This window comes from Chryseobacterium cucumeris (assembly GCF_001593385.1).
Classification (GTDB): Bacteria; Bacteroidota; Bacteroidia; order Flavobacteriales; family Weeksellaceae; genus Chryseobacterium; species Chryseobacterium cucumeris.
Genome location: NZ_LUVZ01000034.1, coordinates 337123 through 349897 on the forward strand (window position 1 = coordinate 337123; position 12775 = coordinate 349897).

A 12775-nucleotide genomic window follows, 5' to 3' on the forward strand; every position below is an offset into this window, starting at 1 on the left:
ATAACCAGTTCTTTCAAAAAAGGGCTTTCTTTCCTGTAAATTTTGCTTACTATTGAAGATAATCCTACAAATAGTAATCCTGCCAATGTAAAAAAATACTTCTCACTATTAATGCCGGAATAAAATCATTTTCTATCATTTGATTCCAATTTTCATTTGACCCTATCCAAAGTCTTGACATTGCTATTAAGCTTAGAAATCCAATGGTATAAATTACAGTTTTTAAAAGAAAAAAAGTGTTTGTTTTATAGGTGTATTCCATTCAGATTATAAAATAATAAGCTAAAATTATAAAAATTTTCCTTCTATAGCTTAAAAAAGAAATAAATCACTGCCACCCAATCTTTCTGTAACCGTGATTATAAAGAATATTATTTTTTCTATTTCTTTTTTTTTAACTCGTTCAAATTCTTTTAAAAAACTCCAGAACCTTAATAAATATAGTAATACTTATTCTTACTTTTAAGAAGATCATTAGTTTTGTTTTTACGGAAAACCATAATGAGATAACCCCATTACAAGTTAATTTTACAAACACCAACCCGCAAATAGCAGAATAATATTTATAAATGTCAAATAAATGACAGCAGAAGAAATAAGAGAAATAGCAATAGACAGTTGCCAAAACTATTATGAATATCTACAGAATAACAATAAAGGCATCCAGGAAGTTGATGTTTTTGATTTAGAATATTTGCCAGGCAGGTATACTGTGATTAAGCTTCGTTTGTCTGCAAAGCTTTTTGATACAGAAGCTGTTTTTTTCAGGAATTTCCGCAATGGTAAAGATTATGATTCCACAGAAATTAAAATTATTGAATACGACAATGATAAAAATATACTTTTAATTAAACCTTCTGACAAAATATCCCCGGATTTCATTGGGCTACAAAGAAATGACCTTAAAGTGGTCTCTGATCTGAAGTTCCTGGTTGAAAGAGTGAAAGACTGGTACGAACATAATGGAAGCAATCTCTCCCTACCTACGAGAACTTCGAAATACTCAGAGGACTTTCAGAATATTGACTTTTTTCCTGAGAAAAATCTTCTGCCTTCCGAAAACCAAAAACAGTCATTAAAAAATATTTTCACGAATCCCTTTTCTTATGTTTGGGGAGCTCCCGGCACAGGGAAAACCCAATTTGTTCTTGCCTATGCAGTGCTCCATTATATCAGAAAAGGGGATACAATTGCCATTTTAGCTCCCACCAATAATGCGATTGAGCAAGTTTTAAAAGGGATCATTAAAATGACTGATAAGGCTGGGATCGACAGAAAAAAAATTATACGCCTGGGAACGCCCTCCAAAAAATTTGCGGAAGAATTTCCCGAAGTCTGTGAAGAAAAAGGGGTTCAAAAAAAGCTGGCTGAAATAGATAAACAAATTGATATTCTGGAGCGAATGCTAAATTTTAAAAATCAGCAGCAAGCCATTGACAGATTTATAGACTTAACTCCTGAATTTGATGATTTAATTGAATTTTCTGCGCGTATAAAACGAGATACAGACTCATTGGCTGAGGTGAATATCATATTCAGAAAAAAGGAGATAGAGGTTAAGTTACTCTCTGAAAACAGCATTAAAGAAACTCAACAGCTGGAAAAAAATATTGCTAAAATAAATTCTATTTCCCATAAGATTATCAAAGCATTCAGCAGTAAACCAACGCGTGCAGAAAAGGAAGTTTATGAGAGTAGAAAGAGAATTTATGATTTCAATAAAGATCTGGAATATTTGAAATATGAACTCTCTGAAATCAGTGAGAAAAGAACGGTTCAAGAGAGAGATTTAGCTGAGATTCAGAAAAAAGTATCTATAAAAATCACTAATCTGATTAACCAGACCAAATTTCTTCCGGAAGTTCAGTCTGTTCTTTCTAAACTGTCTGTCACAAATATAAAAGAAACTAAAAAAAAGGCAGATACCATACTGCTTCAAAAAAGAGATAAGTTAGAAGTTGACACGCATCTATTTTCAGAATACAAAAATCACAGCCCGGGCGTAATAGAATCTGAATTGGAAAGATATGTTCATTTAAGAGCTAAACTAGCTATTTCCTCTACTGAAGAACGTTTGAAGTCCGTCAATATCATTGGATGCACTTTAGATGGCTATATTGGACGTTATGCAGAATCAAAGTTAAATGTTGAGCATATTTTTCTGGATGAAGCAGGATATGCCAATATTATTAAAGCTTTGACATTGTTTAATCATTCAACGCCCATTTCATTTCTGGGGGATCACAAGCAATTACCTCCGGTTTGTGAAATTAACGACAGCAGTATTGAAAGGGATGGCAAGTTTTATAATATGTTTTTATGGGCTCAGTCAGCCATTTTCCTGGACACTCTTTTTTCGAAATCAAAGGATTTCTCCAGAAATCAGTACCTGGACAATTCGGAATTCAAATCTGAACATATTTCCAAGACTTCTTTAAATGCTACCTATAGGTTCGGAAATAATCTGGCTCAGATTCTGTCTAAATATGTTTATGAAAACAACTTTAGCTCCAATAATCCGGAAGGTGAAACCCAGATACAGTATATTAATGCTAAAAAAAATGAAGGACCAAAATCAAGAGTATCAATGAATGAAGTTTCAGAAATAAGCAAGCTTGTTCATAACCTTAAAAAAAATGGAACGGAGGATTTTGTCATTTTAACCCCGTATAAAAAACAAATAAGATTACTCAACAATTCTTTGCCACAAGAAAGAAATGATTTGAAAATCCTCACTGTTCACGGTTCTCAGGGCAGAGAATGGGATACTGTAATTTTAAGTATTGTTGACACCTATGATAAATGGTTTGTTGACACTACTATTCCTGTTTCCAAAGGCCTTAATCTGGTTAATACTGCTGTGAGTAGAGCTAAACGAAATTTAATTGTAGTGTGTGACAAAAATTATTGGGCAGTGCAAAGTGGGCAGCTTGTCACTGAACTTATCAATTGCGGAAAAGAGATAAAAAATTAATATGATCTCACTCATAACCGAAGGAATAGAATTATTTTATTTTTAAGTCTTGTTTATAATTATATTTTGCTTAAAACTGAATAAGCTTTCTGCCATCGGAAAGCTTATTTTAATTTTAAATCATAAATTCTGCAAAACGCACACCACCCCTCTATCAAACTATTTTACAGTATTTTATGATTTTATTTTGATTTTCTCTGCATCAATTATTAGTGGAAGCTAACTTAAATCATAAAAGAATAGCATCCGGTCTAAGCTTTTTTAATTATTTTTACTCATTATAAATAAAAATAACGCATGAGAAAAATTGTACTTACGGGAATAGCAGTTATAGGAGGGTTTCTAACAGGACATGCACAATGTAAACCTGTAACCACTCTTAGAGAAAGTTTTGATACCTGGAAAGACATCAATAAATGCTGGATGGCTCAATCCGGAAAAGCTATGCTTTATGCAAGTGATAAAAGAATTATATTCTATTCAATGAACAATCCTGGAGAAAACATGTATCTGGTAACACCGGAAATCAAAGCTGGAATCTATACACTGTCTCTTGATCTTTCTGATAATGGAGGAGAAACTACCTTAGAACTTTTTTCAGTAGACAACCCTTCTGATGTAAAAACCTATGTTTCAATTACTAAACCTTCCAAAATAACAGGTGACAAAAAAACATTTACTGTTTCTTTGAAAAAAGATTCACATTTAGGTTTGAAAGTTATGCTAAATGGAGTACATCAGGCGGTTTATATGGATAACTTTTATCTACAGGCAAAGAAATAGAGACTTTAGCTTTATTTTTTACTCATAAAAAAACGTTTACCTCTTGTTTCAGAAATGCTTTAATCTCTAAAGAATAAATCGGATTTAAACTTCCCATAATTATTACCGTAGATAAAAATAGTTCGCAAAGATAAAAGACCACAGATATAATAAAAACCAATATTTGTAGATAAAAAACTACATTCCACAGAAAGCATTCTATATCAGACTTTTGGGAATTAAGAGGAAAAAGAGTATATCCGATGGATATACTCTTAAAAACTTAGAAAAAAAACGAAGTAATACTCCCCTTACTACTTTTTTATAATGGAAAAATGCAGATTATACTAAAAATATCCTCTTCCATTTTGTAACCGTATTTCTGCTTAATTTAAAATGTTTGGCTAGCTGGCTATTATTTAATTTATGTGTTTTCTGATAATCAAGAATTTCAAAAATAGTCTGTCTATCATAGGATTTGAATTTCTGACTTTCAGAAAATCCATCAAAAAAGATAATATTATTAATCTTCAAAACATCGGATAAAGACAGGGTATCTTTTGATAGATATTTCTTTACATATTCTCTTTTATCCGGACATTTAGATTCTATGAAATCATGGTAAATTCTTTTATAATTAGGTCCCGTATTTATTGCTTGTACTTGCTTATCCATTTATTCAATGTTGATTTGGGAATTCCGTAATGATTAATGATTTCAACTTGAGTCTTCTGTTTATTTTCGAGGAGCTCCAGCATATAGTCTATAATTTCTTTTGTATATAAACTCTTCCGGAATTGGGGTAATTTTGATTTTACCACATTTTTATTCTGACTGGCAACGGGAGCGTATAATATTAAATGATTGGAGTAGAGACGGAAAAAATCATATTCCAATAACTTTGACCATTTTAGAAGTACATCCACATCTAAGGATTTCATAGAATACATTTCCAGGATCTCTTTTTCTGTCGATTGCAAGAATCTGCAGATTCTGCCCATATCAATATCCTGTTCATTTACACGCTCATATACCAAAGCACCAATATGAATATCTTTTAAATTTTCCATCTTAAACTAATTTGTCTTTATTCAAAAAGCAACATTATTGATCAGAAGAAAGTTTCTGGTCTTTCTTTACCAAATTGTTGGTTATATCTCCCAAAAGCTGGCAGGTTTCATTTTCATTACAAAAAGTAATATCAATATTTCGTCTTAATACCTTTCCTGAAGAATTTGAAAAAAGAATAATTAAATATTTTCGAAAGCCTCTTTTTTTTACTTCTATCCGTACAATTTTTTTTTGAGGCATTTCAAAGACCGGCAATTTTTTCCCACCTGAAAACCATTGATAGTTTTTAATGGAAACCACCTGTCCGGAATTCTCATATTCGAATACAAAACGTTTTTTCAATGCTCCGTATGCGAGCACAGCTAAGGCTGTCACGAAAAATATTCCTGAAAATAAAGGGTAACCAAAATACATAAGAATAATAATGTTCAAAAAAAGCAGCACCAATACAACTAACTGAAAAATCATGTATCGGCTTACTTTTTTCTTATTATTTATTTTCATTCCTCTCCAATATTAAAAGTGTTTATTCTTATTCATTTTATCCGCATACATCCTTGAATTCAAATGGCGGAATATCGCTATCCCGCTCATTCAAAAATGTAATTAATAATCTTAATTTTTATAAAAACTATATCCTACGGATTGTACTCCCCAGTTTTGTAAAAGACCAGGATTCGTAAGGGTTTCTCTTGATGAAAAGTTTTCTATTCCATATAACAATTCTACTTTATATTCGCTATCAGGATCAACATTCACTGTCGTACCATCTCCGATACTATAAAAAGCAGATAAAAAATATCTGAAATTCTGGTTGGTACTCCCTGGTGTTGTGTATAGATTTCCTGTATTATCTCTGGTTGTCGATTCTTGAAGATATGGTGAAATCTGAGTGGTCTGCATTGTTACTGTAACTACGTCAACAACAGACCACGTAGTTCCCGTTTTTTTATAGAGTCTGGCATAGGCTCTGCTATGAAAAAAAAGGGGCAATCTAATTCTCCCAGTTCCTCCAATTATATTTATTTGAGACCAGTCAAATCCATAGGCCATTTCAAACCAGGTACTCCATGTTGCTGTACCTCTCCTTATGGAGCCTGCAGGAAACTTAAATATAACCTGTGAATTAGGTATCACCCAGCAGTTAGCTGGCTGTATAGTAGTCCCTGAGCCACCATCCTGTGCATTCGTTTGCAGTGGGTTTAATATAGATGTTAAGGGTACATTTACACTCGTATTTTGTCTAACATTACTATCAACATTGTACAAAATAAAATCGTTTGGGTCAACAGTCTTAAACATTCCTATATTTCCATTACCATCAGCAACCATAGGAGTTCCGGCTGGAATAATTGGTAAATCTCTCACACGTAACTGACCATTTACATCTAGCGTTTTTGTTGGTGATGTTGTGTTGATCCCTACATTTCCAGTTTGTGCAAAAATGCTGGATGATAAGCCTAACAGAAGCGCTGTTAAAGATGTAATTTTTGTGTTTTTAATAGCACTTGGGTTTAATTTTTTCACATTCATTTGTTTATTATTCATCTTTTGTTTTTTAGAAACAGATATTTAATTCATAATTTATTTATGTAAAATATTTTTCAATGAAAATCTGTATAATTTTCACTTAAAAAACTTGTGTAAAATAGATTTATTTATCTCTATAAATACAGAGGAGAAGCTACTCCCCTGTATAAAATGACCTTGAAGTCAAGTTTAAAATGCTTGGGAACATATTTAACTTTAATGGTTAAAATCAAGTAATAAATTTATAGTGCAAAGATCTGATAACCTTGATAAACACTAAAATAATTACTGTAAAGATAGATTATCAATATTGTCATTTTTAATTGGCTTTGTTGTAGTTTATAAACGACATTTTAAAATTTTAACAATCATTAATTTTTACTACATTTATGTTACTAATAATTCAATGCGGAATGAAAAATTATCTTTAATAACCTACCCATGTCTTCTAAAATCCTCATATTCCTAATCTCGGTCTGTATACAGTTTTGTTATAGCCAACAGGCAGCTTCTGTATGGTATGACACAGATAACGGCCTTCCACAGAATAGTGTAAAAGACATTATTAAAGATAAATATGGTTTTATTTGGCTCAGTACAGAAAATGGATTAGTACGCTATGACGGCTATAATTTTGTAACATATAATCATCTTAACCTTAAGAATAACCGCTTTTCAGTATTTTTTGGAAGTATAAAAAAGGATTCTATTTATAATATAACAGCATATACTGAAAACATAGTTCTCCTTACTAAAAGAAATATAAACGTTTTGCATCAGCAGACCAATTGTACGAAAAAAGTGCAGCATGAAAGTAAATCATATGGATTATTTGTAAAAAGCGGAACCCCGGAAAAAATAAATAATAAAAATTTTTTTATCTATTTTGACAAAAAGAATTTCTACCATTTACTGAACAATGGAACCATATGGTATAATGATTCCAGCACAGTTGCTTTAAAGGAATTGCATGATAATTATATAGCAGACACATTTTGTTTTGGGCAAGATATTTTTATTGTTTCCAGAACATTAAAAAAGATTATCAAAATTTCGTCAGGTAAAGTTGGCTATTTGGATGCTTCAGACATTTTCTTCCAAAAGAATGTCAAAATTTACTGGAGCCAGATCAATAATCAATGTTTTATCCTACATGATAATATTTTGTACAAAGTTTCCTATCAAGACAATGTGATCGGATTAAAAAAAATGATCAATTATGATCTTAATGAAAACTCTTTGGCTTCCATTTATCATGATGAGATCAACAATAAATTGTATCTCGGCACTTTATCAGATGGATTGAACGTCATTAAGTTTAACAATTTTCATGTAGCCAACCGATCTGATAAATCCTATGAAAATATTTTTTATTCAATACTTCCTTTTGACAATGATAAAGTAATTACCTCTTCAGGAGATGTGTACGATGAAAATGGACTGCTAAAGCAGTATCATTTCAATACAACAACCAAATATTTCTTACTGTACGACAACCAAAAAAATATTATTGTTCAAAATGGCAAGACACTAGTCCGTTTTTTAAAGAGTTCTGATTATACTAAAAACGAATCACATCATTTTGACAAAACAGCGTCTTATGTACTGAATATCAACAATTACTACATTATAACGTTTCACATCCCTTCGTTACAATCTGAACTCACCTTCTATAAAGACTCCAGTTTTGAAAATCCTTTTTTACATTTTTCGATTCCTAATATTGTGACTTCAGTACAGGAACTGGGTCATAATAAATGGCTGGTAGGGAGCAGAGATGCTTTGTATTCGATAGAAGCTCCTTCTTTTATTCCTAAAAAAATATCTGTAAGCCCCATACATATTAGAGAAATTACAAAGACAAGGGATGGAAATTTTTGGATTATGACTCAGGGAAACGGCTTTTTCCTCTATAAAAATGGGCAGCTCATTAAAATGCCTCAAGATAAAAACGGCTATCTTTTATTTTCACATACTATTCTGGAGGATAAAAACAGGTTTCTATGGATCAGTACTAATAACGGTTTATTCAAGGTATTCAAAGACAATCTACTTCAATCTGTTAAAGACCCAAAAGTCTTACCCAACTATTACCGATACAGCAAAGAAGACGGCTTTAATACGAATGAGTTTAACGGAGGATGTTCGCCAAGTGCAGCGGCTCTTCAAAATGGCAGTTTCGTGTTTCCTTCCATCAAAGGCCTGGTATTTTTCGATCCTCAGAAAATAAGAAGCTATTATCCTGAAAACTTCTTTTTGGAACGGGTAGTATTCTCAGAATCCAAAAGCAGTATACAAGGTCAGAATATTAATCTGGAAAATAACTTCTATAAAGCGGTTATTTTAATCGATATTCCTTATTATGCTAACAGGGCCAATCTGGTTATCGAGGCAAAATTAAAGAATTCCAAGAATGAAAAATGGGAAAGAGTAAACAATGATGGTAAATATTATATAGCAAATCTTGAGCCCGGAGAATATCAGCTCATTGTAAGGGTGTTAACTTCACCTCAAGGCAAATACATTTATAAAACACTCAATATCAGCGTAAAATATCTATTTTATCAGACGCTTATTTTTAAATCCTGTATTGTTTTATTATTAGCTCTCATTGTATTTACCCTCCTTAAAATAAGAATAAAAAGACAGGAACAGAAAAAAAGAGAACTTGAAAAAATTATTGAAGCTAGAACCCGAACGCTATCAAAAACAGTCTCAAAATTAGAATATACCAAAGAGCAGCTTCGAAAAGAGAGTGTCCAACAGAAAAAACTGCTGGAGACCATAAGCCACGATATTATTACGCCTATAAAATTTTTATCCATTACAGCACAAAAGTTATATGAAACTGATGAGCATGACCGTTATATTCAAAAGAAATATTTTGAAAGTTTCTACAAATCTTCGGTAGAGTTTTACAATTTCGTAAAAACCTTAAAAGAGTATGCAGAAATTTATAATATTTCTGAAAAGAATGAAACCTATAATATTTATGAAGTTGTAGAAGCAAAAAAAATACTTTTTGAAGTTGCTGCCAAAGAACAAAATACCCTGATCGTTAACAATATTAAAGATCCTACTTATTCAAAGATCAATCAGAATGTGATTGCCGTTATCATCCATAATCTCATAGACAATGCAATTAAAAATACCACCAATGGAGTTATAGAACTTTCTACTAGTGAGGATAGCACCTTCTTCTTTCTGGAAGTAAGAGATACCGGCAGAGGAATGAGTAAGGAACAGATGACCTATTATGAAAAGCTTCAGGATAATATCGAAAATGAAAAACTCGTGTTGCAAAAATACAGCTTAGGATTGCACCTCATCCTTCAGCTCCTCATGATGATCAATGGTAAAATTGAATTTAAAAATAACACCCCTATTGGAACGATTGTATCAATTAAAATAAAAAAACAAAAAAATGACTAGAAAAATTATTATCGCCGACGATCATTTTGTAGTAAGATTAGGAACAACCCTGATTTTGGAATCCCACTACAAAGACGTAAAAATCTCATGTGCAGAATCTTATACAGAACTCACAGAAAAATTACAGACTGAACAATTTGACTTGCTCATCCTGGACATCAATATGCCGGAAAGTAAATATTTAAGCATGATTGGTGAATTAAAAAAAATACAGCCCACTCTTAAAATTCTTGTTTTCTCTGTATATGACAATGATATCGCAGTACAGTATATCATTGAAGGTGCCGATGGATATATCAATAAATTATCGGATGAAAACAATATTCTGGAAGCAGTTCAGCAAATCTTTGAAACCGGAACCTACTACTCTCCTGAGATTGTGAAAAAACTGGTTTCTTCAGCTAAAAAAAATAATCCCGTAAATCCACTCGAAACATTATCAGAAAGAGAAAAGGAAATATTTGACCTGCTGGTTAAGGGGTATGGAAACATTGAAATATCAAATGAATTAAATCTTCACCTTTCCACAGTAAGTACTTACAAGGCAAGAATTTATAAAAAACTGAATATTAAAAATACTGTTGACCTTGTAAGGTTAGGTGATAAAAACCAAACACACAAACACAAGTAATCAACTGGTAATTGGTATAAAAAAATATCAACACACCTATTAATGTAGGTAAAATTAAAAAAACGGAATTAATATATTCCGTTTTTTTTAATCATCTGTATTCTATCAGAATCGTCAAGTTCTGGTTACAATTATTATTTTTTGGACTTTATTTTTCTATGTAATTTTTGGGTTAAGTCAAGTAGTTTATTGATCTGTTGTTTTTGAGCGTCAATCTGCGCTTGTTGTTTTATAACATGCAAGTAAAGTTCTTCAACCTTCTCTAATGTCTGGGTTGAAAGTTCTGATAAATTAAACGAGTAAAGTCCATTTTCCGTTTTTGCTAAATCATTAATAGAAGTTACCCCAGGTAAATGATTGTTTTCTTTAATAAATTTTTCTGTATCATAAATATTTAAAAATTTATATTTAGAATTCAATAAAGATTTTCCATTATAATACTTATCAAATACATAATCGGGATAGGTAGTTGTTGCTGTCGTAATACTTCCGCTTACTTTTAATTTTTCACCTGGCGCAAAAGTAGTAGTAGAATATCCAACACCTACATTTTTAACAAAAAAGGTATCCCCATTTGGTTCAATACTTACTTGTGCACTTCCATTAGCTCCCGCCACTGGGGTAGTCACAAAATTAATACCTGTAGGTGAATTTGTAAAACCTGTTCCAATAGAAAGTCCGGTACTGTTTCCTGTAGCTGAAATTTGTGATTCTGAGTTGGTATCACAATAAATAAACAATGAATAATTTCCACCATTGGAAAATCCCATTGAAGATCTTGTTCCCGTTCCTGAATCCTGTACGATACCCAGCCCCACACTATTATTAATAGTTGTAGTTTGTTGATTCACAAATTTTAAATCCTTTCCATTTTGTGTAACTGTTCTCTTACTGGTAAGAGTTCCGTCTGCATTATAAAGATTGCTAAAATTATTAATCAGTTTTTGCCATATCGTTCCATCAAAATAATAGTATCCAACATCATTAATATTCACTCTTGGTCCTGTATTGTCACCCGCTGAAATATCTGTAATATATATCAATGCTCCTTTCTGATTGGCTCCATAAAGAGCATCTCCTTTTGCAGAAAGCTGAGCGCGGGTAAGTCTCGGTGCCTGAAGCCCATCAATATCAGTAACCCCCAGTTTTCCATTGACATCCAGTGTGGAATTAGGTGTTGTAGTATCAATCCCTACACCTGCTGTTTGTGCAAAAATACCCGCAGAAGTTACCAACAGGACTGCTGTTAATAAGGTTGTTAAATTTTTTCTCATTATTTTAATTTTAGTATTAAACTTTTTGAAGTGAAAAACATGGGATAATTCAGCAAATATGATTCTCATATCCACTTGTGCACAGATGGCACAAGACTGATAAATATTCCTTAACTTAAAAATGGAATAGGAAAATGATGTTTTTTGTTTAAGGATAAACAAAAAGCAAAATTAAAATCTTCATAGAAGCGGTACAGTCTGAGATAAATATATTCTTCTACGGATGATTTTTCATTACTACGTTGTTTGAGAGTCTAAATATATTTTATTATTCTTTATTTGCATTTTATCATTATCAAATTAATAGTTTTCTAATTTTCAAGAATTGAACTTATTCATTTTGATGGTACAAATTTAAAATACAAGATGTGAAAAATTCAGCTTTACCGTGTAAAAACAAATTGCCGTGTGTGTAGTATTACATCCCACTTATGTAGTTTAAAAATTACAAATCTCTGTAAATCGTGAAAATATAAATAAACCGGCTTTTACTGCTGCACAGCCTGACAACACATTATAAATAATCCTCCTATCATACTGACAGGAGGATTATTACGGAAGTTGACAAAAAATAAAAACTCTTCTATGAAATTATGATGACTGAAGCAGTTTTACAGCTTCCTCATTATTTTGCATCACAGCATGCTGCAAAGCTGTATTGCCTCTGCTATCCTTAACATTTTTATCTGCTCCATTGTCTAAAAGCAGTTTTATAATTTCTGTTCTTGCGAAAACCGCAGCATAAATAAGAGCCGTTGCACCATTATAATTTTTGATGTTTATGTTCGCCTTATGAGAAATCAACAGTACAATCATTTCTTTATATCCTTTAAAGGTAGCTCCCATCAGTGCAGTATTCCCGCTGTTATCCTGCAGATCAGGCAGAGCTCCATTTTCAAGAAGCCACTTTGCCGTTTTTTCCTGATTATGATATGCCGCAAGTATCAAAGGAGTATAGCCTTCCTCATTTTTAGAATTAATTTCTTTTTTGAATTGAGCAATAGCTTCTACATTATCTGTCTTTGCATAAGCAAAAATATCCTGTGCGCTCACTCTGCTCGTCATCAGAAGCAGCATGATGGTAGAAAAAAGATACTTCAT

General features: G+C 32.0%; 10 protein-coding genes. 4 read left to right on the forward strand and 6 right to left on the reverse strand.

Annotated elements, in window-relative coordinates; translation table 11 throughout:
• The first annotated feature begins 580 nt into the window (after window positions 1-580).
• On the forward strand, window positions 581-2974 hold the full coding sequence (locus A1704_RS16705; RefSeq protein WP_062675212.1) for a DEAD/DEAH box helicase: 2394 nt from the start codon (window positions 581-583) through the stop codon (window positions 2972-2974).
• A 297-nt stretch (window positions 2975-3271) separates the two neighbouring features.
• Window positions 3272-3757: a hypothetical protein gene (locus A1704_RS16710; protein WP_062675213.1), complete on the forward strand. Its 486-nt coding sequence runs from the start codon at window positions 3272-3274 to the stop codon at window positions 3755-3757.
• A 321-nt stretch (window positions 3758-4078) separates the two neighbouring features.
• Here the strand turns inward: A1704_RS16710 and A1704_RS16715 are convergent, their stop codons facing one another.
• The 4 genes from A1704_RS16715 to A1704_RS16730 all read right to left on the reverse strand — a co-directional run bounded on the left by A1704_RS16715 (window position 4079) and on the right by A1704_RS16730 (window position 6355).
• A complete protein-coding gene (locus A1704_RS16715; RefSeq protein WP_062675214.1) occupies window positions 4079-4411 on the reverse strand; it encodes a hypothetical protein in 333 nt (110 codons plus the stop codon).
• Window positions 4387-4806 carry a helix-turn-helix domain containing protein gene (locus A1704_RS16720; protein WP_062675215.1) on the reverse strand — a complete coding sequence of 140 codons (420 nt, stop codon included), beginning with the start codon at window positions 4804-4806 and terminating at the stop codon, window positions 4387-4389. The genes A1704_RS16715 and A1704_RS16720 overlap by 25 nt, the downstream gene beginning before the upstream one ends.
• Before the next feature lie 34 nt (window positions 4807-4840).
• A complete protein-coding gene (locus tag A1704_RS16725; protein WP_062675216.1) occupies window positions 4841-5311 on the reverse strand; it encodes a hypothetical protein in 471 nt (156 codons plus the stop codon).
• A 111-nt stretch (window positions 5312-5422) separates the two neighbouring features.
• Window positions 5423-6355 (reverse strand): hypothetical protein, encoded by a 933-nt coding sequence (locus A1704_RS16730; protein WP_062675217.1) that lies wholly within the window; start codon window positions 6353-6355, stop codon window positions 5423-5425.
• 423 nt (window positions 6356-6778) lie between these two features.
• On the opposite strand from A1704_RS16730, the gene A1704_RS16735 reads away from it, so the two are divergent.
• Both A1704_RS16735 and A1704_RS16740 read left to right on the forward strand, forming a co-directional pair.
• On the forward strand, window positions 6779-9769 hold the full coding sequence (locus A1704_RS16735) for a ligand-binding sensor domain-containing protein (RefSeq protein WP_062675218.1): 2991 nt from the start codon (window positions 6779-6781) through the stop codon (window positions 9767-9769).
• On the forward strand, window positions 9762-10400 hold the full coding sequence (locus tag A1704_RS16740; protein ID WP_062675219.1) for a response regulator transcription factor: 639 nt from the start codon (window positions 9762-9764) through the stop codon (window positions 10398-10400). Before A1704_RS16735 ends, A1704_RS16740 begins: the two co-directional genes overlap by 8 nt.
• A gap of 134 nt (window positions 10401-10534) precedes the next feature.
• Here the strand turns inward: A1704_RS16740 and A1704_RS16745 are convergent, their stop codons facing one another.
• Both A1704_RS16745 and A1704_RS16750 read right to left on the reverse strand, forming a co-directional pair.
• Entirely contained in the window at window positions 10535-11674 is a 1140-nt protein-coding gene (locus A1704_RS16745; RefSeq protein WP_131797529.1) for a hypothetical protein, read from the reverse strand.
• A 591-nt stretch (window positions 11675-12265) separates the two neighbouring features.
• Complete coding sequence (locus tag A1704_RS16750; protein WP_062675221.1) at window positions 12266-12775, reverse strand: ankyrin repeat domain-containing protein; 510 nt, start codon at window positions 12773-12775, stop codon at window positions 12266-12268.

Coding starts and splice junctions, on each gene's coding strand:
- A1704_RS16735 (WP_062675218.1), top strand. CDS start 6,779: ATGTCTTCTAAAATCCTCATATTCCTAATCTCGGTCTGTATACAGTTT.
- A1704_RS16750 (WP_062675221.1), bottom strand. CDS start 12,775: ATGAAGTATCTTTTTTCTACCATCATGCTGCTTCTGATGACGAGCAGA.
- A1704_RS16725 (WP_062675216.1), bottom strand. CDS start 5,311: ATGAAAATAAATAATAAGAAAAAAGTAAGCCGATACATGATTTTTCAG.
- A1704_RS16705 (WP_062675212.1), top strand. CDS start 581: ATGACAGCAGAAGAAATAAGAGAAATAGCAATAGACAGTTGCCAAAAC.
- A1704_RS16745 (WP_131797529.1), bottom strand. CDS start 11,674: ATGAGAAAAAATTTAACAACCTTATTAACAGCAGTCCTGTTGGTAACT.
- A1704_RS16720 (WP_062675215.1), bottom strand. CDS start 4,806: ATGGAAAATTTAAAAGATATTCATATTGGTGCTTTGGTATATGAGCGT.
- A1704_RS16710 (WP_062675213.1), top strand. CDS start 3,272: ATGAGAAAAATTGTACTTACGGGAATAGCAGTTATAGGAGGGTTTCTA.
- A1704_RS16715 (WP_062675214.1), bottom strand. CDS start 4,411: ATGGATAAGCAAGTACAAGCAATAAATACGGGACCTAATTATAAAAGA.
- A1704_RS16740 (WP_062675219.1), top strand. CDS start 9,762: ATGACTAGAAAAATTATTATCGCCGACGATCATTTTGTAGTAAGATTA.
- A1704_RS16730 (WP_062675217.1), bottom strand. CDS start 6,355: ATGAATAATAAACAAATGAATGTGAAAAAATTAAACCCAAGTGCTATT.